20 protein-coding genes are annotated in these 21,230 nt (G+C 58.6%); 8 read left to right on the forward strand and 12 right to left on the reverse strand.

What is annotated here, in order from left to right:
• The first annotated feature begins 5 nt into the window (after positions 1–5).
• From FY156_02295 to FY156_02305, 3 genes are all read left to right on the forward strand, one after another.
• Positions 6–1,088: a hybrid-cluster NAD(P)-dependent oxidoreductase gene (locus tag FY156_02295; GenBank protein UXS00403.1), complete on the forward strand. Its 1,083-nt coding sequence runs from the start codon at positions 6–8 to the stop codon at positions 1,086–1,088.
• Between the two features lie 160 nt (positions 1,089–1,248).
• A complete protein-coding gene (locus tag FY156_02300; protein UXS00404.1) occupies positions 1,249–1,713 on the forward strand; it encodes a BA14K family protein in 465 nt (154 codons plus the stop codon).
• A gap of 213 nt (positions 1,714–1,926) precedes the next feature.
• Positions 1,927–2,418, forward strand: coding sequence for a BA14K family protein (locus FY156_02305; GenBank protein UXS00405.1), 492 nt, complete (start codon positions 1,927–1,929; stop codon positions 2,416–2,418).
• A gap of 62 nt (positions 2,419–2,480) precedes the next feature.
• Here the strand turns inward: FY156_02305 and FY156_02310 are convergent, their stop codons facing one another.
• Positions 2,481–3,476, reverse strand: a complete 996-nt coding sequence (locus FY156_02310) for a transporter (protein ID UXS00406.1) — start codon at positions 3,474–3,476, stop codon at positions 2,481–2,483.
• A gap of 254 nt (positions 3,477–3,730) precedes the next feature.
• Here FY156_02310 and FY156_02315 point away from each other — a divergent pair, with 254 nt between their 5' ends.
• From FY156_02315 to FY156_02325, 3 genes are all read left to right on the forward strand, one after another.
• Complete coding sequence (locus tag FY156_02315; protein ID UXS00407.1) at positions 3,731–5,515, forward strand: acyl-CoA dehydrogenase; 1,785 nt, start codon at positions 3,731–3,733, stop codon at positions 5,513–5,515.
• 10 nt (positions 5,516–5,525) lie between these two features.
• Positions 5,526–6,284, forward strand: a complete 759-nt coding sequence (locus FY156_02320; protein ID UXS00408.1) for a crotonase/enoyl-CoA hydratase family protein — start codon at positions 5,526–5,528, stop codon at positions 6,282–6,284.
• Between the two features lie 91 nt (positions 6,285–6,375).
• Positions 6,376–6,699 carry a hypothetical protein gene (locus FY156_02325; GenBank protein UXS00409.1) on the forward strand — a complete coding sequence of 108 codons (324 nt, stop codon included), beginning with the start codon at positions 6,376–6,378 and terminating at the stop codon, positions 6,697–6,699.
• A gap of 12 nt (positions 6,700–6,711) precedes the next feature.
• Here the strand turns inward: FY156_02325 and FY156_02330 are convergent, their stop codons facing one another.
• Together FY156_02330 and FY156_02335 are read right to left on the reverse strand one after the other, a co-directional pair.
• The gene (locus FY156_02330; GenBank protein UXS00410.1) at positions 6,712–7,962 is read right to left on the reverse strand and encodes a class I SAM-dependent RNA methyltransferase; all 1,251 of its coding nucleotides are present in this window, start codon (positions 7,960–7,962) and stop codon (positions 6,712–6,714) included.
• A complete protein-coding gene (locus FY156_02335) occupies positions 7,959–8,711 on the reverse strand; it encodes a TlyA family RNA methyltransferase (GenBank protein ID UXS00411.1) in 753 nt (250 codons plus the stop codon). Before FY156_02335 ends, FY156_02330 begins: the two co-directional genes overlap by 4 nt.
• 269 nt (positions 8,712–8,980) lie before the next feature.
• On the opposite strand from FY156_02335, the gene FY156_02340 reads away from it, so the two are divergent.
• Positions 8,981–10,999, forward strand: a complete 2,019-nt coding sequence (locus tag FY156_02340) for a HAMP domain-containing protein (GenBank protein ID UXS00412.1) — start codon at positions 8,981–8,983, stop codon at positions 10,997–10,999.
• 94 nt (positions 11,000–11,093) lie between these two features.
• On the opposite strand, the gene dxs is transcribed toward FY156_02340, so the two are convergent.
• The 7 genes from dxs to FY156_02375 form a co-directional block, all read right to left on the reverse strand.
• On the reverse strand, positions 11,094–13,013 hold the full coding sequence (gene dxs / locus FY156_02345; protein ID UXS00413.1) for a 1-deoxy-D-xylulose-5-phosphate synthase: 1,920 nt from the start codon (positions 13,011–13,013) through the stop codon (positions 11,094–11,096).
• Positions 13,014–13,105: 92 nt separating this feature from the next.
• On the reverse strand, positions 13,106–14,029 hold the full coding sequence (locus FY156_02350; protein UXS00414.1) for a pirin family protein: 924 nt from the start codon (positions 14,027–14,029) through the stop codon (positions 13,106–13,108).
• Between the two features lie 198 nt (positions 14,030–14,227).
• Positions 14,228–14,482, reverse strand: coding sequence for an exodeoxyribonuclease VII small subunit (locus FY156_02355; protein ID UXS00415.1), 255 nt, complete (start codon positions 14,480–14,482; stop codon positions 14,228–14,230).
• Between the two features lie 2 nt (positions 14,483–14,484).
• The gene (locus FY156_02360) at positions 14,485–15,420 is read right to left on the reverse strand and encodes a histone deacetylase family protein (protein ID UXS00416.1); all 936 of its coding nucleotides are present in this window, start codon (positions 15,418–15,420) and stop codon (positions 14,485–14,487) included.
• Between the two features lie 24 nt (positions 15,421–15,444).
• A complete protein-coding gene (locus FY156_02365) occupies positions 15,445–16,008 on the reverse strand; it encodes a biotin transporter BioY (protein ID UXS00417.1) in 564 nt (187 codons plus the stop codon).
• Positions 16,009–16,037: 29 nt separating this feature from the next.
• Entirely contained in the window at positions 16,038–16,643 is a 606-nt protein-coding gene (locus tag FY156_02370) for an energy-coupling factor transporter transmembrane protein EcfT (GenBank protein UXS00418.1), read from the reverse strand.
• Complete coding sequence (locus FY156_02375; protein ID UXS00419.1) at positions 16,640–17,320, reverse strand: energy-coupling factor ABC transporter ATP-binding protein; 681 nt, start codon at positions 17,318–17,320, stop codon at positions 16,640–16,642. The genes FY156_02370 and FY156_02375 overlap by 4 nt, the downstream gene beginning before the upstream one ends.
• A gap of 173 nt (positions 17,321–17,493) precedes the next feature.
• On the opposite strand from FY156_02375, the gene FY156_02380 reads away from it, so the two are divergent.
• Positions 17,494–18,684, forward strand: a complete 1,191-nt coding sequence (locus FY156_02380; GenBank protein UXS00420.1) for a winged helix-turn-helix domain-containing protein — start codon at positions 17,494–17,496, stop codon at positions 18,682–18,684.
• A gap of 79 nt (positions 18,685–18,763) precedes the next feature.
• On the opposite strand, the gene ribB is transcribed toward FY156_02380, so the two are convergent.
• Both ribB and aroC read right to left on the reverse strand, forming a co-directional pair.
• Positions 18,764–19,864 carry a 3,4-dihydroxy-2-butanone-4-phosphate synthase gene (gene ribB, locus FY156_02385; GenBank protein UXS00421.1) on the reverse strand — a complete coding sequence of 367 codons (1,101 nt, stop codon included), beginning with the start codon at positions 19,862–19,864 and terminating at the stop codon, positions 18,764–18,766.
• A gap of 12 nt (positions 19,865–19,876) precedes the next feature.
• Entirely contained in the window at positions 19,877–20,974 is a 1,098-nt protein-coding gene (gene aroC / locus FY156_02390) for a chorismate synthase (protein UXS00422.1), read from the reverse strand.
• Positions 20,975–21,230: the final 256 nt, after the last annotated feature.

Consider the following 21,230-nt stretch of genomic DNA (forward strand, 5'->3'; position numbering starts at 1 on the left):
CGAAGATGAACATGGCCGTAAGTTACAAGCACATCGACGAAATGAAGCCGTGGAGCGACAAGCTTCACCTCTTGGAGTCCGTTTCGGTGACGCCGGAAACGCCTGATGTCATGACGTTTCTGTTCCGCTCGGAGGACGAGAACTGGTTCCGGTATTTGCCCGGCCAATTCGTCACCCTGGAGCTGCCGGTCGGGTCTGAGCCGCTGTTTCGCACCTACACACTGTCGTCCAGTCCCTCGCGGCCTTATTCTCTTTCGGTGACGGTGAAGGCACAGGCCAACAGTATCGGCACGCGCTGGATGTTCGAAAACTTGCGTCCAGGCATGAAAATCAGGGCGCTCGGACCGCTCGGCGATTTTTCCTACGTTCGTCACCCCGGAGAGAAGTATCTCTTCGTCTCGGCCGGGTCGGGCGTAACGCCGATGATGTCGATGGTGCGCGACATGAGCGATCGTGCACCGCAAAGCGATATCGCCTTCATCAACTGCTCCCGTTCGCCTTCGGATATCGTCTTCCGTCACGAACTCGAATATCTGGCGCGCTTCATGCCGAAATTGTCGCTAGGCTTCATTGTCGAGGGCTGCGGAAGAACCGATTTGTGGTCGGGCCTCAAGGGCATGATCGACAAAGCGAAGATCGCATTGCTTGCGCCGGATTTCATGGATCGTACCGTATTCTGTTGTGGCCCGGAGCCCTTCATGGCGGCTGTGCGCTCGATGCTGGAGGCATCGGGTTTCGACATGAGCCGTTACCATCAGGAAAGCTTTGCCCCTGCTGCTCCGGTCTTCGTCGGTGAGAGCGCCGTCATCGATGCGGATGGCGAGGCAATGGCAAGTGTCGGCTTCACGCTGTCGGGCAAGGAAGCGCCATGCCAGCCGGGGCAGACGATCTTGATGACGGCCCGTGCTGCTGGAGTGCGTATCGGTGCGGCCTGCGAATCCGGCATCTGCGGCACCTGCCGCGTGCTCAAACTTTCGGGCGAAGTTGAGATGAGCCACAATGGCGGAATTCTCGATGAGGAGATCGAAGAAGGCTACATTCTTGCCTGTTGCTCACGTCCCTTGACCGATGTGAAGATCGAAGCGTGATGTCATCCTCCATCGCGTTGTGATGGAACTAATTTTCCCTTTTTGCGTTAGATGCGTATCGGGTTCTTTTCGGGTTTCACGGGGCTGACCGTTATCGCCGACGAGAATGGACGATAACCGGCGTGCAGAGCAGCGCGCGACAGCAAATGGAGGAAACACCATGCTGAATTTCCGGACAACGAGCGTTGCCACAGCGCTCGTCGTGTTCCTGACAAGTTTTACACCTTCGCAGGCATTCCAGGTTCCGGTCCCGACCCCAAAGCCGGTTTCGACTGCGTCGGATATTGTCGTGCCGGTCCAGTATCGTGAATGGGATCGGAGAAGGCCACCAGGCGATCGTATGTACCGTCCGCGTCCGCCCCGTGACGGCTATTATAATGGCCATCGCGGCTACAGGGATCGCCGCCCCGGTTACCGTTATCACAACGGCTATTGGTTCCCGCTGGCAGCCTTTGCGGCTGGCGCCATCATCGGCGGCACGGTGGCACAGCCGTCACGTCCCGCCTACGGTGGCAGCCATGTCGAATGGTGCCAGAACCGTTGGCGTTCGTACCGTGCTTACGACAACACCTATCAGCCGAACAGTGGTCCGCGACGCATTTGCGTTTCGCCTTACAGCCGCTGACGGTTGTGTTCGAAAACCCGGATCATTTCCGGGTTTTCGGCCCTTAGGGGCAAATCTGGTAAACGACACGTGATTGCAGCGTTAATGCTGGGTTCAGGCGAAAACTCATAGCCTTAGACATGTAAAAGCCGCGCCAGGGCTGAAAATTGGCCAAAATGGAGAAAACCAGATTCACAATACGGCCTAGTGACCGTCGTGAATGGAGGAAGTCAGATGAAAAGCTATGTTAAGACTATCTTTGCTGCTGGTCTTTCTGCGATCATGGTTGCGGGCGCTATCGTTCCGGCGCAGGCCCTGCCATTGACCATGGCGCCGAAGAGCGTCGAAACGGCAGGCAGCGATGTCGTGAACGTGCAGTACTATCGTGACCGCTACGAGCGCCGTGGCTGGTATAACGGCCATCGCGGTTATCGCGATTACCGTCCGGGTTACCGCCATCGCGACGGTTACTGGTTCCCGCTTGCAGCCTTCGCAACGGGAGCGATTATCGGCGGTGCGCTGTCTCAGCCACGCGAAGTTTATCGCCCGGTACCGGAATACCGTCCGCGTCCAGTCTATCGCGAATATCGTCCGGTCTATCGCGGTGGCATGAGCCGCGCACACGTGAACTGGTGCTATGGCCGTTATCGTTCCTACGATGCCGGTAGCAACACGTTCCAGCCATATAATGGTCCGCGCCAGCCCTGCTATTCGCCTTACGGCTGATCGCATAAGCGCTCAGATTGACAGGAAAGCCGCCCCGCCCGGGCGGCTTTTATTTTGGCCGATCAGAGAATGCGTGCCCGTTTCAGCACGAACCAGGCGAGCGCAATCGAGATGACGATGAACAGGCTCGCTGACAACGTTCCTCCTGTGCCAACCGTAAACGGCAATTCATCCGTATTCATGCCGAAGAAACCCGTCACAAGCGACGGCGGCAGAAGAAATGCGGTCATCAGGGAGAGAATGTAAAGGTGGCGGTTGGTCTCGGACGAGAGTTTGGAATCGATTTCCTCGTGCAGCAGACGGGCTCGTTCCTGCAAGGCGTAGACATCGTGGTCCACTGCCTCAAGACGTCCCATCAGGCGTGAAGCAACATCCTCGAAGCCATCCGGCATCTCGTCTTCATCCACGGCCGATGCGCGTCGCATCAATGTCAGCACCGTGCGAAGGTGGCGGTGCAACCGGACGACCGTGCGACGTAGCGGCGCGAGGCGGCGCCGTTCGTCGCGTGTCTCGCTGTCGTAAACGAGATCCTCGATCGTGTTGAGTTGCTCCGTGGTTTCCATCACCAGGCTGATGAGCGAACGCTGGAATTCCGCGACCAGACCCTCAAAGACATGTGATGGCGTCGTGTAGCGGTTGGCGTTCTTGTCGATTGCCGCTTTCAAGCGATCCACCGAGCGCAGCGGTTGAAGGCGCGTGGTGATAATGAAGCGATCACTGACCGCAAAGTGCAACCATCCGAAATCGCGCGTTTCCTGATCGAACTCGCGCTGGAAATCGACCAGCGTACCATAGAGCGACTTTTCGTCGACGGTGATGGAGGGATGCGTCTCATGGGTGGTGAGAGTCGCACGCGCGGTCGGATCGAGGCCGGGGATCGTTTCTAGAAAGCCTGCCACGCGCTGGTCTGCCAGATTGAGATGCAGCCAGAAGAACCCACCACAATCGACCATTTCGTTGAAACCGGCATCTGGCGCCAGCCGCCGGCAGGGCGCTTTTCCAGGCTGGAAGTGATAGGCCCAGACAAGGCCGGGGATAACGGGTGTTACGAGATCCATCGTGGCAGTCCTGACCGGCTGGATGGGAGGAGGGGAAGCATCCGTCGTTTCGGAATGAAACGGCGGCGGCAGCGCGGCACTTTTTGAGGGCCGGTCCCGCGTGGTTTCGACCCAAGCCGCATGCAGAGCAAATTCATGTGACAGTTTCATAACAGTGACGATGAAGGCTGGCCGGAATTTTCAAATTGACGTTTACGTAAAAATAATTTAGCCCGAAAACAGCATAGTACGGAACAGCTTCGGGAGGAGGCAGGATGTATACCGCGCCGGTAGACGACATTGCGTTCACGCTCAAACATGTCGCGGGCCTTTCAGATGCGCTGGCGAATACCGCGCTGGGTGACCTCGACGAAGATGTGGTGGATGCCATCCTGCACGAGGCGGGTCGTTTTGCGACGGACCAGGTTGCGCCGCTTGCCGACATCGGTGACCGTCAGGGCGCCCGGCTTGTGGATGGCAAGGTCAGCACACCGGATGGCTGGGCCGACCTCTATCGCAGCTGGGCGGAAGCGGGCTGGAACAGCCTGACGGCGCCGGAAGAGTTTGGCGGCCAGAACCTGCCGCACATGCTGAACGTTGCTGCCCTCGAAATGTGGAACTCCGGTTCCATGGCCTTTGCGCTGGCGCCCACATTGACCATGGGCGCAGTCGAGGCCCTGGTGGCGCATGGCAGCAATGACCTTAAGCGCGCCTATCTTCCCAAACTCGTTTCCGGCGAATGGACCGGAACCATGAACCTGACTGAGCCCCACGCCGGCTCGGATCTCGGGGCGCTGAAAGCGCGTGCCGAACGTAAGGCCGACGGCACTTACAGGATTTTCGGCCAGAAGATTTTCATTACATGGGGCGAGCACGACGCGGCGGACAACATTATCCATCTCGTTCTCGCGCGCCTACCGGATGCGCCGGCCGGAACCCGCGGCATTTCGCTGTTCCTTGTTCCGAAATTCCTCCTGGATGACAACGGTCGTCCTGACGGCAGAAATGACGTGTTCTGCCATTCGCTGGAACACAAGCTGGGTATCCACGGTTCGCCAACCTGCACGATGATTTTCGGTGACGGCAAGTTCGGAGAGGAAAAAGGCGCGCTCGGCTGGCTGGTGGGTGAGGAGAACAAGGGCCTCGCCTGCATGTTCACGATGATGAACAATGCCCGCCTTGCTGTTGGAATGCAGGGCGTGGCAATCTGCGAGGCAGCCACTCAGAAGGCGATTGCCTATGCCAGGGAACGTACGCAGGGCAAGGCGCCGGGCTGGCAGGGTTCCGGCATGAGCCCGATCATCGAACATCCCGATATCGCCAGAACGCTTCTGACGATGAAGGCGCTGACGCAGGGTTCTCGGGCGATTTCCTTCAGTTGTGCGCACGCCATCGACATGGCGCATGCCGCTGAAAACGATGTGGATCGCAATCACTGGCAGGAACGTGCTGCCCTGTTGACCCCGATCGCCAAGTCCTTTTCCACCGATGCGGGCGTTGATGTCGCTTCTCTGGGCATTCAGGTGCACGGTGGTATGGGCTTCATCGAGGAAACCGGTGCAGCCCGTTACCTGCGCGACGCGCGCATCGCACCGATCTATGAGGGCACCAACGGCATCCAGGCAATCGACCTCGTCATGCGCAAGCTGCCCTTGTCCGGCGGCGCGCAGGTACGCGGCTTCATTCAGGAACTCAAGGAGATCGCTGCGCGTCTTTCCGCCTCCAACCGGGACGATCTCGGCAAGTCGGCGACCTATCTGGAGACGAGCCTCAACGATCTCGAAACAGTCACGGATTGGCTGCAGGAGCGCATCAAGAGTGGCGAAACTGATATCGCCCTTGCTGGTGCAACCCCCTATCAGCGGCTCTTTGGCCTCACGTTGACTGGTGCCTACCTTGCCAAGGGCGCGCTTGCTTCCGTCGATGATGGCAAGGGTGCGCATCGTGCATCGTTGTGCCGTTTTGCTGCGGAAAACCTGCTTGCTGAAACGGCGGCACTCAAGGATCGCGTCATGAGCGGCGCAGCAAGTCTTGCAGCGGCGCGTGCCGTGCTCGGTTGAGGAGAACTGGATGTCTGACGATCATATTCTTGTCGAACGGATCGCCCACGCGCCGGAAGTTCTGGCCATTCGGTTCAACCGGCCTGAAAAGAAAAACGCCATTACCGACGCCATGTATCGCCGCATGGCAGAAGCCCTTGTTGCAGCCAACAATGACCCGGAAACGCGCGTCGTTGCGTTTCTCGGCACGGAAGGCTGCTTTTCTGCCGGGAATGACATGGCCGATTTTCTGGCCTTCGCAATGGCTGGCGGCAAGGGCAAACTCGCTGTTCTGGATTTCCTGACGGCGCTGGCAACCTTTGAGAAACCGCTGGTTTCGGGCGTGGATGGACTTGCAATCGGTATCGGCACGACGCTGCATCTGCATTGCGATATGACGGTTGCTTCCAGCCGCAGCCTGTTCAAGACGCCCTTCGTTGATCTGGCGCTGGTGCCGGAAGCCGCTTCCAGCCTGCTTGCGCCACGCATCATGGGCCATCAGCGCGCTTTCGCCTTGCTCGCGATGGGAGAAGGTTTTTCTGCCGAGCAGGCATCTGCCGCCGGGCTGGTCTGGAAGGTTACCGAACCGGAACACGTCGAGACTGAGACGCTGGCAATCGCCATGCGTCTTGCGGCTAAACCGCCGGAAGCGCTGAAAATCGCTCGGGATCTGCTGCGCGGCAAGTCGGATGACGTGTTGGCCCGCATTGAAGACGAGGCGCGGCATTTTGTGGCGCGTTTGCAGAGCGCGGAAGCTAGAGCGGCCTTCGAAGCATTCATGCGCCGTTAAGCGTGCCGGTGGGAATTTCCGGTTATTAAGGAACTCGGCAATATCTGCCGGGTTAGATCGCGAAATCCGCCATCAGCCGAAAGCCGAGCCCATGCGAAATACTGTCTTCGCCGCGATTACCATGATCCTGTCGACCAGCGTGGCACAGGCGGCCACCGTGTCTCCACAAATGTCATATCCTGTTGGGCAGGACATCATTCTCGCGCAATCGGTCGTCACGCAGGATGGCCAGAACTTTTATTCCGGCAACAACCGTCAGCGTCAGCAGCGTGCACGCTTCGTCTGCGTCATCACGCCGCCTGACAGTGCCAATCGCAACCGGCCATATGTCTGTCCGGTCCAGCAGGGGCGGGTGGGTGGACGTTGCCGCTGCTCCGGCGTGGTGGGCAACGGCAACATCGATACTGCCTGGTAAACAGTCTGGAGACTATTTCTCCAGTGTCGCAACCGCTTCCACATGCGGAGACCAAAGGAACTGGTCGACAGGTGTGACGCGGGTCAGGCGATAGCCGCCTTCCATCAGGATGGAGATATCGCGTGCGAGCGTCAGCGGATTGCAGCTCACGGCGACGATCTTCTTGACGGTACTGCGTGCAAGTTCCTTGCACTGAAATTCCGCGCCCGCGCGTGGTGGATCAAACACCACGGCATCGTAATTCTTCAATTCACTCGTCATCAGCGGACGGCGGAAAAGATCGCGCTTTTCCACGCTGACCGGTTTCAGGCCTTGCGTGTTGCGAGCCGCGAAATCGAGTGCCTTGAGCGGCTTGTCCTCGGCTTCCACCGCATGCACCTTGCCGATGCGGGCAAGCCTAAGGGCAAACGTACCGGTACCGGCAAAAAGATCGGCGATGCGCTTCGACTTGCCGATATGGGCGAGAACGAGTTCAGCCATGGCGTCTTCGGCCTCTTTCGTGGCCTGGGTGAAGCTGCCAGCCGGTGGTGATACCGAAACGCCACCAAAATCCAGCAGCGGTTTCTGCGGTTCGATGAGGATTTCACCGGAAAGCGAGACACGCGCGATGCCGCGCATGGAAAGCACTGTCTCTGTAAGGGTGCGGCGCTGCTTGTCGCTGACAGACTTGATCCCCTCAATGGAGATATCGAGGCCGGACAGTGTTTCCAGCACCGTCATGCGGAACGGTTCCGTATTCGAAGGCAAGGTAATGCCGATGGCGCGCAACGCGTCGAGCCGGGACACGATGCCCGGCGACATGACGGGACATTCCTCGATGGCGACGATGTGGTGGCTGTTTGCCTGGCTGAAACCCAGCAACAAGCCCTTTTCCGTCTTGCGGGCGGCGAACACCGCACGGCGGCGCTCACCGGGGCGACAGATCACGAGATCGCCGATCTCGGGCGTCAGGCCTTTCGATTTCAGGGCGGAAACGACCAGATCGCGTTTGAAAGCGCGATAGGCATCTTCCGACAGATGCTGAAGCGAGCAGCCGCCACACGTACCGTTCTTGCCATCGGGGCCAAAATGCCGACAGGCTGGCTCACGGCGTTCCGGCGAGGCCTCTGCAATCGACATCACGGTACCTTGGTCTTTCACCCGTGCGATGGCGACAGTTTCGCCCGGCAAGGCGAACGGCACGTAGACCGTGCCGTCGGGACAGTGCGCGATGCCGTCGCCCTGAGCGCCGAGACTTTTGATTGTGACCGTCTGCGTACTCATGGCTTTTCGCCTCCGAGAAGAAATTCGATATTGCCGTCTCCACCGGAAATCGGCGATGGGATAAGGCCAAGACTTTTCCAGCCCATGTCCTCTACCAGCCAGCGCTCCAGCTCAGCTGCAACGGCCGGTGCCGTCTCCGGCTCCTTGAGAAGCCCTGCCTTGCTGATGGCATCCCGGCCAGCTTCGAACTGCGGCTTGACCAGAAGTGCGGCAAAACAACCCGGAGCGGCAAGCTGCAATGCCGGTGCGAGCGCGAGCTTGAGCGAAATGAAGGAGACGTCGGAGACGATGAAGCTGATGTCTCTGTCGTCGATATCGTCACCGGTCAGATAACGGGCGTTCAGTCCCTCGAGATTGGTCACACGCGGATCGTTTTCAACGCGGGGATGCATCTGCCCGTGACCGACATCGATCGCTGTCACGTGCTCTGCGCCGCGCTGCAACAGCACTTCTGTGAAGCCCCCGGTCGAGGCTCCGACATCCAGACATTCGCAGCCGGATGGGTCGAGCTTGAAATGGTCGAGAGCTGCGACGAGTTTGAGGGCCGCACGCGAGACATAATCCTGCGCGGGGTCGCTGATGGCGATGTCGGCGTCCGCGGCAACGGAGGCGCTCGGTTTGGTGACGATCTTGCCATTGACGCTGACGGTGCCACGGCTAACGGCATCCCGCGCCCGCGATCGGCTGGCGAAGTGGCCCAGCGACACGAGAAGCTGGTCAAGTCGTTCATTTTCAGATGTTTTGGACATGGAAAACGTCAATGACTGCCAAAAGTCGCGGATGCAAGCGATTTATCATTTTGAACGGTCCAGCGTCGCTCAAGTGCGTGCGCCAAGGTGTTATACACCACAACCAATTAATTCAATTTAAAGGCTTGTCGTGCACTGTCCGGGCAACGGTCTGTGCGGCCACTGGAACTGCCATGAAGGCACATTCTCCAAATTCCTGAATTGTGGCCGTTGCGGCTTCCACGCCTGCGCTTGGGCGTGCCTGCGGCGGTGCGCTGAGAGAGCCTGCGATGTCGCTGAAAAACCTCCCGATCAACATAAAACTTATTGCCACGTTCTTCGCACTGATGAGCGTCTGTCTCCTCGCTTCCGCGGTCGTCTTCTGGCAGACCCTGGGCAGCGAGCGGGTTGCGATTGAAAACAACAGAACCAACGACATCATTCAGTCGGTCAACGCTGCCAAGGCGGCGATGCTGGAACAGGCCGTCAACCAGCGCGGCTTTCTGCTGTTCCGCAGCGACAGCACCTATAACGACGTTTTCGCCCAGCGTGAGCTGATGCTGAAGAAGCTTGCGGAGGCACGCACACTTGCTGCCGACAAGCCGGAAATTCTCAAAGCCATCGACGAGATGCAGGCGACGGCAACCGTGTTCTTCAAGGAGCTGGCGGAGCCGCAGATCGCGGCGCGCAAGACCACGGAAGCACCGATTTCCGAAATCATCGAAATCGGCCGCAACCAGGCCAAGGGCCAGCTCGACGGTTTCCGCGCAGCGGCTGCCAAGATCAATGATCAGCTTGAGGGTTTGTCCAACACCTATTCTCAGGAACAGGCCCAGGCGGCCGACAATCTGAAATTCGCGCTGCTCGGCGGCGGTGCTGTGGCCGGTCTGTTGGCCGTTGGCCTGATCTGGGCGCTGTCGCGGGCAATCGTCACGCCGATCGTCGGCATGACGGCAGCGATGAGCAGGCTGGCGGAAGGCGATCTTGCTACGGAAGTTCCGGCCGTCGACCGCCAGGACGAAGTGGGCAAAATGGCAAAGGCCGTACTTGTCTTCAAGGAAGCCGGGCTTGAGAAATCCCGCCTTTCCGGCGAAGCCGAGCGCATGCGCTCCGTCACCGAGAACGAACGCCGCAGAAACGAAGAGGAAAAGGCGCGTGACGAGGCTGCCAACACCTTCGCACGTGATGAGCTTGGCAAGGGACTGGCCGCTCTCGCCGATGGCGATCTCGCTTACCGGATCGAAGCGCCGTTCGTACCGGCAATTGAACCGATCCGCCACGACTTCAACAATGCCGTCGCGAAACTCCAGCAGGCTCTGCGCACGGTTGGCGAAAATGCAGCAGCCATCAATGCGGGTGCTTCCGAGATGCTGTCGGCTGCCGATGATCTGTCGCGCCGCACCGAACAGCAGGCGGCCTCCATCGAAGAAACGGCAGCCGCGCTGGAAGAGGTAACGACGACGGTTCGCGATTCCGCCAAGGGCGCGGAAGAAGCCGGCAACCTGGTCCAGCGCGCACGCGCCGGTGCTGAAAAGTCCGGTGTTGTTGTCCGCAAGGCAGTGGCCGCCATGAAGGAAATCGAAAAGTCCTCCGGCGAGATTGGCAACATCATCGGCGTGATCGATGATATCGCCTTCCAGACCAACCTCCTGGCGCTCAATGCCGGTGTTGAAGCTGCCCGTGCGGGTGAAGCAGGCAAGGGCTTTGCAGTTGTCGCTCAGGAAGTGCGTGAACTGGCGCAACGTTCCGCCAATGCCGCCAAGGAAATCAAGAGCCTGATTGGTGCATCCAGCCAGCAGGTCGAAAACGGCGTCAATCTCGTCGATGAAACCGGCAAGGCGCTGGAGCGCATTGTTGCCGAGGTCGAAGAGATCAATGCTCACGTCAGCTCCATTGTAACGGCTGCACGTGAACAGTCGACCGGTCTGCAGGAAATCAACACGGCCGTGAACACCATGGATCAGGGCACCCAGCAGAATGCTGCGATGGTTGAGCAGCAGACGGCGGCAAGCCATGCACTTGCCCGTGAAGCCGAAGCTCTGAACGGTCTGCTTGGTCAGTTCCGTATGGGCGGAATGGGCGGCGCGACCGCAACCCGCACCGCATCGGCACCGCGCTCTTCCGCGCAGCCAGCCTTCCAGCCGGCAGCAGCGCCGATGAAGAAAGCCGCTCCGATCAAGGCGGCATCGGCTGCAGCGCGCCCGGTGGCCTCTCCGGCCCGGGCACTTGGCCAGAGCCTTGCGCGTGCTTTCGGCGCCAAGCAGGAAACGGCTGTTTCGGCCAAGGAACAGGACTGGACGGAGTTCTGAGACACTTCGAGACAGATCGCTAGATCACAAAAAACCTCCGCGAAGCGCTCTTCGCGGAGGTTTTTTCATTTTCGGCCAAGTGGCGAAAGCTTGCTTATCCCGCAAACCCGACATCGATCCGGCGTTGGCCAAGTGCGTTGAAGACCGTCGAGACGATCCCTGCGCGGTCGAGGCCGGCGTCGGCATACATGGTTTCCGGCTTGGCCTGCTCGACCCACAGATCGGGAATGGTCAGTGTTCGCACCTTTGGCCCGTGATCGAGCAATCCAGCGGACGCCATGAAATGCAGAACATGGGCACCGAAACCGCCGACAGAACCTTCTTCGATTGTGACAAGAACCTCGTGATGCGCCGCAAGCTGGCGGATCAGATCAAGATCGAGCGGCTTGGCAAAGCGCGCATCGGCCACCGTCGTGGAAAGGCCCGCGGCATCGAGATCTTCCGCTGCGGCAAGGCATTCGGCAAGACGCGTACCGAAGGAGAGCAGGGCGACCTTGGTACCCTCCTTGATGATCCGGCCCTTGCCGATTTCAAGGATCTGGCCACGTGTCGGCATTTCGATGCCGACACCTTCGCCGCGTGGATAACGGAAGGAGATTGGACCCTCGTCATAGGCTGCTGCGGTGCGGACCATGTGCTTCAGTTCGGCTTCGTCGGATGCCGCCATCACCACCATACCAGGCAGGGTGGCAAGGAAGGTCGTATCGAACGAGCCTGCGTGGGTCGGACCGTCCGCGCCAACGAAACCGGCACGGTCGATCGGGAAACGAACTGGCAGATTCTGGATCGCCACGTCATGCACGACCTGATCGTAGCCGCGTTGCAGGAAGGTCGAATACAGCGCGCAGAACGGTTTGTAGCCGTCTGCAGCGAGGCCCGCAGCAAAGGTGACAGCATGTTGTTCGGCAATGCCTACGTCGAAGGTACGCGCCGGGAAAAGTTCGGCAAGCTTGTCCAGCCCGGTGCCGTTCGGCATGGCGGCGGTTACGCCGACGATCTTCTCGTCAAGTGTGGCTTCCTGCACGAGAGCTTCGGCAAAAACGCTGGTGTAGCTCGGTGCGTTCGGCTTGGCTTTCGCCTGCGCGCCGGTGATGACATCGAACTTGTTGACGCCGTGATATTTGTCGGCCGCCGCTTCGGCAGGAGCGTAACCCTTGCCTTTCTGCGTCACAACATGAATGAGGACAGGACCTTTCTGGTTATCGCGCACGTTGCGCAGAACCGGAAGCAGGTGCTCGAAAGAGTGACCGTCGATCGGGCCGATATGGTAGAAGCCCAATTCCTCGAACAATGTGCCGCCGGTCACGTAACCGCGTGCGTGCGTCACCGCGCGGGTAATGGCGCGATCCACCGTCTTGCCGAGATAAGCTGTCAGTTTCTTGCCGAAATCGCGGAAACCCATGTAGGTCCGGCCAGAGGCGAGGCGGGCGAGATAGGCACTCATCGCTCCCGTGGGTGGTGCGATCGACATGTCGTTGTCGTTCAGAATGACGATCAGCCGCGCATCGAGTGCCCCGGCATTGTTCAGCGCTTCGAATGCCATGCCCGCCGACATGGAGCCATCGCCGATCACCGCGATAACCTTGCGGTCGCTCTTGTCCAGTCCGGCGGCAACAGCCATGCCAAGACCGGCCGAGATCGAAGTGGAGGAATGGCCAGCGCCGAAATCGTCGTATTCGCTTTCAGCGCGACGGGTAAACCCTGACAGGCCGCCTTCCTGACGCAGCGTGCGAATGCGGTCGCGTCGTCCGGTCAGGATCTTGTGCGGGTAACACTGATGTCCGACATCAAAGATCAGCCGATCTTCGGGCGTGTTGAAGACCTTGTGGATGGCAATCGTCAATTCCACCACGCCGAGACCCGCGCCCAGATGCCCGCCTGTCTTGGACACGGCATCGATCATCTCGTCGCGCAATTCCCTGGCCAGTTGCGGCAGGTCGCGATCGTCGACGTCCTTGAGGTCGGATGGGAGTTTCACCCGGTCAAGCAATGGTGTCTCTGGCATTCCGGTCAATCGTTCGGCCTTTTCTCGTCATCGGCAAAGCGCGCCTTCCTCCGTTTCCCGAGTGGCGTTCAGCTCTGCATGTCGTTCACTTCTATCGAATTTCAACCCTCGGGCAAAGGGACAAACTCTTCTTCGTCGCCCGGAACGATATCGAAGCGTCCGGTTCTCCACTCCTGTTTGGCTTGCTCTATGCGTTCTTTTGATGACGAAACGAAATTCCACCAGATATATCGGCGTGAATTCAGTGCCTCGCCACCGAAGATCATGATGTGACAGCCGGTTGCTCCGCCCTGCAGCGTGATGTCGTCGCCGGGGCGGAAGACCAGGAGCTGATCGGCTGCGAAGACATCACCCGCGACCTCGAGCGAACCGGAAAGAATGTAGATCGCGCGTTCTTCATGGTCGGCGGAAAATGGGAATTTGACGCCCGGTTCGAGCGTGAGGTCCACATAAAGCGTATCCGTAAATGCCGAGACGGGAGAGGGCAGTCCCTCGAAATTGCCAATCACGACGCGTCCGGAAACACCTTTCGTATCGATCAGGGGCATCGCCTCCTTGCCGGTATGGGCAAAGGTCGGTGCGATCTCTTCCATCTGATCAGGCAATGCCAGCCAGGTTTGCAGGCCGGACATCGAAAGCGGATGGCCACGCAGGTTTTCCGGTGTCCGTTCCGAATGCACGATGCCGCGCCCGGCGGTCATCAGATTGATGTCTCCTGGCCGGATGACAAGCTCCGTACCGAGGCTGTCACGATGCTTGATTTCACCGTCGAAGAGATAGGTGACGGTGGAAAGGCCGATATGCGGATGTGGTTTGACGTCAAGCGCTTCGCCGGCTTTCAGGATTGCCGGGCCCATGCGGTCAAAAAAGATGAAAGGGCCAACAAGCCGTCGCTGCCGTGTTGGCAGGGCGCGACGCACAGCGAAGCCACCAATGTCGCTGGAACGCGGAATGATGAGATTTTCGATGGCATCACAAGCGAAGGCATCGCCCGCGGCAGGATCATTTCCGGGAAAGAAGGACATCAACACTCTCCAAAGTCGATCTCGGCAGAGTAGCACAAAGCTGCGCCCTTGGCAGATCGCGATAGTAAACAGTGCGTCAGTCTTTTTGCCTCAACCGCCTGAGCGCTCAACCATCGAAGCGGCCGCAACGCTCGGATCGGTAGACCATTGGTTGCGAGTTCGGCAATTCTGATATGATTGCCGAACTCAAGCTATGTATTATTCGCCGTCGAGAGGTTCTACGCCCTGCGGTCTGCCGGCGCGGTCAAGACGGATTTTTTCGATACGCTTCTCGGCTGCGTTCAATAGCGTTTCGCAATGTTTTTTCAGGGCTTCGCCACGCTCGTAGATGGCGATGGATTCGTCCAGAGCCACGTCGCCGCGCTCCAGCCTTGCGACAATGCTTTCCAGCTCGGCGACAGCTTTTTCGAAAGAATAACCGCTGACGTCGGCTGTGTTGGCATTTTCCGTCATATTCAACCCTTCATCATTCTCAAGATATGCATGGCTGCCGATTCCGCCAGCCCTTCCAGATCATAACCACCTTCGAGCAGGCTGACGACCCGGTTTGACGCGTATTTGTCGGCCATTTCCAGAAGACGACCCGTCGCCCAGTCGAAATCCTCACCGACCAGATTGATGTGTGCCAGCGGATCGCGGTGATGCGCGTCAAAACCGGCGGAAATGATGATCAGGTCAGGCGAAAAGTCGGCAATTGCTGGCAGGACTCGCGACTTGAATGCCTCGCGAAAATGGTCACTGCCGGTATTCGGCGAAAGGGGCGCGTTGACGACGTTGTTCTTGACGCCGGTTTCATTCTTGTCACCACTCCATGGATAAAGCGGCATCTGGTGCGTGGAGCAGAACAGCACCGATGTGTCGTTCCAAAAAATGTCCTGCGTGCCGTTTCCGTGGTGCACGTCCCAGTCAACAATGGCGACACGTTCGGCGCCATGAACCTTTTGTGCATGGCGGGCGGCAATGGCGGCGTTGTTGAAAAGGCAGAAGCCCATCGCCTTCGCGGTTTCGGCATGATGGCCAGGCGGGCGGGCAGCGACGAAAACATTGTCGGCCTTGCCGGAGAAAACATCATCCACACCGGCCATCGCAGCGCCAATTCCGGTCAGTGCCGCCTGCAGGCTTTTCGGCGAAGCATAGGTGTCGGCTTCGATACGGTTGAGCTCTCCATCTTCTTCCGGAATGCTGCGCATCACGGAAAGCAGATGTTCTTCGGGATGCGCCAACAGCACGACATCTTCATTCGCCTGCGGTGCCTGCTTGCGCTCCAGCCTTTCGAAATTGGGATGCTCGAGGGCAATATTCAGGGAGCGCAGGCGATCAGGCCGCTCGGGATGGCCTTCAGGCACGATGTGTTCGAGAAAAATCGGATGTTCGTAGAGGCGCGTCGCCATTCTTTCCCTCCCGGAAAACGGTTTTCAGGCGCGTTGTGGCAGGAGCGGGTAACCGGCCATGACGGCACGGCCTGCCAGAGCTGCCAGCAGCGCCTTCAACGCGTCACCGGGAATGAAGGCCATCGAACCGAGAAACGCCTTGGTAAAGCCCATGCCGGTGACCAGAGCCAGATATGTGATGCCGAAAGCATAGAGGACGACAACGCCGCCGATCAGGCTGGCAACAAAAAAGCCTGCGCCCTGTGCCAGAGCCGACTGATTGCGGTTTACCAGCTTTTCCGAAAGATAGCCGGTGACGAATACCGCGGCGATCCAGCCGATGAGGAAGCCGGTCGTTGGGGTGGTGAAAATCGACAGGCCGCCGCGCCCGCCGGAAAGAACCGGAAGACCGATGGCGGCAATGAGAATGGTCAGAAGCACGGCCAGCGTGCCGCGTTTTGCACCGAGTACCACGCCCGCCAGCATCACACCGAGAGACTGTGCCGTTATCGGGACTGGAATGAAGCCGAGCGTAATCGGCGGCAACAGCCCAAGCGCAATAATGATGGCGGCAAACAGCGAGATCAGCACGAGGTCACGGGTTTTCATGGCAGCGGTTCCTGATGATTGTCAGGCTGTCAGCTTTGGCCTCTGAAACCGCGCGCGTCAATGGCGTCGGCAATCGCGTCCGCATCCTTCAACGTCATAATGATGACAGGAACGATGATTGTACCGGGTTTGGCCGGCACACCGCGCGCCCGGTGCGCATCCTTCACCGCATGATAACGGTTGACGATTTCTGGTACGAAACGCACCACGAGTCCGACGGCAAGGCCAATGTCGGCGGCTCGGGCAAGTCCAAGCTTTTCAAGTGGTATTGCCGCCAGAGTTATCTCGTCCATAAACTGCGAAATGCTGACAGTGATGGTGATCGCCGTGGCGAGAAAGGCAAGCGAGGTCAATCGCAGCAGCGCAATCGTAGCATCATTTGCAGAAACAAAGGCGTAGCTGAAAGCGGCAACCAGAAGAATTGTCAGCATCACGGGACGAAGCCGGAAGGCGATATCCTTAAGGGGTAAGCGTGTCTGCTGCAGAACGACAGCGGCGACGATAACGGCCGCTGAGAGCAGCACGAGGTCACGCGTCAGGAACAACGCGACGCTGAAAGCGGCAAGTGCAACGAGCTTGATGCGCGGAGAAAGTCGATGAAGCCAACCAGATCCCTCAACGTGCAGCGATTTCATGATGCGGCCACCTCCAGATAGCGGTCGATCGCCTCTTCAGGTGCTGCATCGGCCACCAGCGATCCCTGATGGAACACCAGCACTCGGTCGAAATTTGCCAGCAACGGCAGATCGTGGGTGATAACGATCAGATCCTGCGACAGCGACGCCATTGTCTTTTCGACGATGGTGCGGTTTTTCAGGTCGAGCTGATTGGTCGGCTCATCGAGGATCAGCACTTTCGGCTCCGTGACGAGAAGCGCAGCAAGGGCCGAAAGCTGCAACTCGCCGCCGGACAGTTCATGGGCACGTCTGTCTTCGAGATGGGCAATGCCAAGATTGGTAAGGACTGTTTTTACTCGTCCCTCTGTTTCCGCTTTGCCAAGGCCAAGCCGCTTCAGGCCGAAGGCGATATCCTCGCGCACGATCGGCAGAATGATCTGGTTATGTGGGTTTTGAAAAATGAACCCGACAGTCCTGAGTACGGCCTCTGCGTCTCTCACCGTATCGAGCCGGTTGACTGTGACCGTACCGCTTGTCGGTTTGTTGAGGCCATTGATGAGGCGGGCGAATGTCGTCTTGCCCGAACCGTTGAGACCAACGACGCCGATACGCCGTTCCGTGAGTGTCAGTGACAGGGGGAGCAAGATGTGTCGGCTTTCAATGGTCACGCCGGCTGCTTCGAAACGAATGTCCAAGGTGCTGATGTCCTTACGAACGGAATGCGAAAACGGAGAACATTTCGCATGAGGTTCCGCTCAAATCATAATCGAGATCGGTTCGGGTTCTATAACCTCTCATCAAAAGAAGCGAAACAAGGAACAAAAAAAGAACATTGCAATCGCTGCAAAGCCGTCCTACCGTCAGCACCATGGCGATTCAGATATCGAATGAAGCAGCAAGACGGATTTTCCTGGCGCGGCAGGGGCTTTGCTCACCGCCTGGAAGAGCGCTTTCGAAGGATGGGCTGCTTCAGCTCATCACGGATATCGGCTTCGTGCAGGTCGATAGTATCGGTACTGTCGAGCGTGCTCACCACCAGATTATCTTCTCCCGAAATCAGACCTACAAGCGCGAGCATCTGACCGCGTTGCTGGAAAAGGATCGGGCGCTTTTCGAACATTGGACGCATGATGCGTCCATTCTGCCCACGGCTTTTTATCCCTATTGGAAACATCGCTTCCGCCGCCGTGAGCCGATCATCCAGGAACGTTGGCGCAAGTGGCACGGCGAAGGGTTCGATGCCGCGTTTGGCGATACGCTTGAGCGTATTTCGGCGGGCGGCCCGGTCATGGCACGAGAGCTGAAGGAAGACGGGCATCAGTCCGGAGGCTGGTGGAACTGGCATCCCTCCAAGACGGCGCTCGAATATCTTTGGCATACCGGCAAACTTGCGATTTCGGGGCGGGTGAACTTTCAGAAAGTGTACGACCTGGCCGAGCGCGTCATTCCTCTCGAACATCACGAGGCGGAAATAGAGCATGAAGCCTTTGTTGATTGGGCCTGCCGGGAGGCGCTGGGCAGGCTCGGCTTTGCGACGCATGGCGAAATTGCCGCATTTTTCGATATCGTTACCCCGCAGGAAGCGAAGGATTGGGTTACCAGCCATCGCGATGAATTGAGCGAAGTCTTCGTCGGTGCGAATGATGGCAGCAGTGTCCGCCAGTCTTACGCCTTTGCGGATTTCAGCGCCGATGTTTCAGGTCAGCCGGAGCCGTCCTCCCGGGTTCGTGTTCTCAGCCCTTTTGATCCGTTGCTGCGCGACCGAAATCGAACCGAACGGCTGTTCGGGTTTTATTACCGCATCGAGGTTTTCGTACCGGAGCCGAAGCGGCAATACGGCTATTACGTTTTTCCGCTTCTCGAAGGCGACCGCCTGATCGGCCGTATCGACATGAAAGCGGACCGCAAGGGGGGAACGCTGGACGTGCGCAAGCTGTGGCTTGAAGCTGGTGTACGCGGCTCCGCCGGGCGCCTGGAAAAGCTGGATGCTGAGCTTGCCCGTCTTGCCCGTTTCACAGGGGTCGAGCGCGTGAATTACCTCGACGGTTGGCGGGACTAGATATTGCTGTTGTTCATGGTTTTGTTTCCATCCTCTCGGGCCTGAAACGCCGAGAGGATGGGCATTGTGTTGCTCAGGATCAGCAGATTTCCGTTGCGGAAATTTTGATGCCGAAGCCTTCCAGACCCACATAGTGACGCTCGCGGGTCGTCATCAGCTTGATTGAGCTGATGCCGAGATCCTTGAGAATTTGCGCGCCAAGGCCGATTTCCAGCCATTCGTTTTCGCGTGAACGTGCCTGCGCATGCGCCTCTTCGGGATCACGCGCCTTTCGGCGGCCAGGCACCTGACCGACACCAACCGAACCTTCGCGCAGGTAGATGATCACGCCTCGACCTTCTTCGGCGATCTTCTGCATATAGTGGCGTACCGGCTGGCGACTGCCGAAAATGTCGTCGGCAACATTTTCCGGATGTAGGCGAACGGGAATGTCGATGCCGTCACGGATATCACCGAAAATGACGGCCATATGCTGCATAGGGTCCCAGGGCAGGGAGTAGGTTTGCGCCTTGGCGGGACCGAACGGGGTCTCGACGGTGAAAGACGATTCCATTTCCACCAGCGTTTCCTTGCGCTGGCGATAGGCGATCAGATCGGCAACCGATACCTGCTTCAGACCGTGGGTTTCCGCAAAGGCGGAAACCTGTGGACCACGCGTAACCGTTCCATCGTCATTGACAAGTTCGCAGATTACGCCAATCGGCGGCAGTCCTGCGAGCCTGCAGAGGTCGACGGCTGCTTCCGTATGGCCAGACCGCATCAGCACGCCGCCTTCGCGGGAGATGAGCGGGAAAATATGTCCGGGGCGGGTAAAGTCAGCCGGGCCGACATTGGGGTTGGCGAGGTTGCGAACCGTCAGCGTGCGGTCTTCCGCAGAAATGCCGGTTGTCGTGCCGTGCTTGAAATCGACCGTGACGGTGAACGCCGTTGTGTGGGCGCTGTCGTTTTCCGCCACCATGGCGTTAAGGTTCAGCCGCTTGGCTTCTTCGCGCGGCATCGGCGCACAGACGATGCCGGAGGTGTGGCGGACGATGAAGGCCATTTTTTCCGGCGTGCAGTGAACCGCCGCGATAATCAGGTCGCCTTCGTTTTCGCGATCGTCATCATCCGTCACGACGACGAGTTCACCGGCTTCAAATGCGCGGATAGCCTCAACGACGCGCTTCTGGTCATATGCCATTTCGGGTGTTCCTCATTTCAGCCGGCCGGTCTGACCGCGGTCTCTCAAATAATGGTCGGCAACGGTGCAGGCGATCATTGCCTCACCGATCGGAACGGCACGAATGCCGACGCAAGGGTCATGGCGACCCTTGGTGCGGACATCGACGTTCTTGCCATCGGCATCGATGGACTGACGCTCGGTCAGGATCGACGACGTGGGCTTGATCGCAAATCGCGCAATCACCGGCTCGCCCGTCGCAATGCCGCCGAGAATGCCACCGGCATGGTTGGACAGGAACAAAGGTTTACCGTCATTGCCCATGCGCATTTCATCGGCGTTTTCTTCACCGGAAAGCTCTGCAGAGGCAAAACCTTCGCCAATCTCGACACCCTTGACGGCGTTGATCGACATCAGATTTGAGGCGATGTCCTGATCGAGCTTTGCGTAAATCGGCGCGCCAATGCCAGCAGGAACGCCCTCGGCGACCACTTCAATGACGGCGCCGATTGAAGAACCTGCCTTGCGAATGCCGTCAAGATACTCTTCCCAGACGGGAACCATCGCGGCATCCGGGCAGAAGAATGGGTTCTGGTCGACCTGATCCCAGTCCCAGTTGTCGCGGTTGATCTTGTGTTTACCGATCTGAACCAGCGCACCCCGGACATTCAGGCTTGGTACAACCTTGCGGGCAATGGCACCTGCGGCAACACGCGCAGCCGTCTCTCGGGCCGAAGAGCGGCCACCGCCACGATAGTCGCGGATGCCGTATTTGAGGTCATAGGTGAAATCGGCGTGGCCGGGGCGGAAGCGACGGGCAATCTCGCCATAGTCCTTCGAGCGCTGGTCAGTGTTTTCGATCAGCATCGAGATCGGTGTGCCGGTGGTGATCAGCGTTTCGCCGTCCTCATCCAGCATCACGCCGGACAGAACCTTGACGATATCGTCTTCGCGACGCTGGGTGACGAACCGGCTTTGGCCGGGTTTTCTCTTGTCCATCCAGTGCTGCACTTCGGCAAGCGTAAAGCGGATGCCGGGCGGGCAGCCATCTACCACGCAGCCCAATGCAGGACCGTGGCTTTCTCCCCAGGTGGTAACGCGAAAAAGATGACCGAAGCTATTATGCGACATACTGCTACAGACCAGAAAAAACAGGGCACACCTGCGGACAGGCAGCCGTTGGAAACAAGCGGACCTGTCATAGTGGAAAATCGGAATAAGGCAAAAGCCTTTCTTTCGATCAGCGTCGATGATCCGGTGACGCAGTGTTCATGGTTGTTCGGCGTTCGGAAAAAAGCGGCTTTAGAGCCTTGTCGCCAATGACCTTGAGGAGGCGATTCGATGTCCTTCGCGCGGAGCGCGGTCATGAAACAAATATGAAAGGAAC

The organism is Agrobacterium tumefaciens, assembly GCA_025559845.1.
GTDB lineage: Bacteria > Pseudomonadota > Alphaproteobacteria > Rhizobiales > Rhizobiaceae > Agrobacterium.

Bases quoted from the DNA above. Each gene is read 5' to 3' on its own strand.
- FY156_02295 (UXS00403.1), top strand. From the start codon at position 6: ATGAACATGGCCGTAAGTTACAAGCACATCGACGAAATGAAGCCGTGG.
- FY156_02300 (UXS00404.1), top strand. From the start codon at position 1,249: ATGCTGAATTTCCGGACAACGAGCGTTGCCACAGCGCTCGTCGTGTTC.
- FY156_02305 (UXS00405.1), top strand. From the start codon at position 1,927: ATGAAAAGCTATGTTAAGACTATCTTTGCTGCTGGTCTTTCTGCGATC.
- FY156_02310 (UXS00406.1), bottom strand. From the start codon at position 3,476: ATGGATCTCGTAACACCCGTTATCCCCGGCCTTGTCTGGGCCTATCAC.
- FY156_02315 (UXS00407.1), top strand. From the start codon at position 3,731: ATGTATACCGCGCCGGTAGACGACATTGCGTTCACGCTCAAACATGTC.
- FY156_02320 (UXS00408.1), top strand. From the start codon at position 5,526: ATGTCTGACGATCATATTCTTGTCGAACGGATCGCCCACGCGCCGGAA.
- FY156_02325 (UXS00409.1), top strand. From the start codon at position 6,376: ATGCGAAATACTGTCTTCGCCGCGATTACCATGATCCTGTCGACCAGC.
- FY156_02330 (UXS00410.1), bottom strand. From the start codon at position 7,962: ATGAGTACGCAGACGGTCACAATCAAAAGTCTCGGCGCTCAGGGCGAC.
- FY156_02335 (UXS00411.1), bottom strand. From the start codon at position 8,711: ATGTCCAAAACATCTGAAAATGAACGACTTGACCAGCTTCTCGTGTCG.
- FY156_02340 (UXS00412.1), top strand. From the start codon at position 8,981: ATGTCGCTGAAAAACCTCCCGATCAACATAAAACTTATTGCCACGTTC.
- FY156_02350 (UXS00414.1), bottom strand. From the start codon at position 14,029: ATGTCCTTCTTTCCCGGAAATGATCCTGCCGCGGGCGATGCCTTCGCT.
- FY156_02355 (UXS00415.1), bottom strand. From the start codon at position 14,482: ATGACGGAAAATGCCAACACAGCCGACGTCAGCGGTTATTCTTTCGAA.
- FY156_02360 (UXS00416.1), bottom strand. From the start codon at position 15,420: ATGGCGACGCGCCTCTACGAACATCCGATTTTTCTCGAACACATCGTG.
- FY156_02365 (UXS00417.1), bottom strand. From the start codon at position 16,008: ATGAAAACCCGTGACCTCGTGCTGATCTCGCTGTTTGCCGCCATCATT.
- FY156_02370 (UXS00418.1), bottom strand. From the start codon at position 16,643: ATGAAATCGCTGCACGTTGAGGGATCTGGTTGGCTTCATCGACTTTCT.
- FY156_02380 (UXS00420.1), top strand. From the start codon at position 17,494: ATGGCGATTCAGATATCGAATGAAGCAGCAAGACGGATTTTCCTGGCG.
- ribB (UXS00421.1), bottom strand. From the start codon at position 19,864: ATGGCATATGACCAGAAGCGCGTCGTTGAGGCTATCCGCGCATTTGAA.
- aroC (UXS00422.1), bottom strand. From the start codon at position 20,974: ATGTCGCATAATAGCTTCGGTCATCTTTTTCGCGTTACCACCTGGGGA.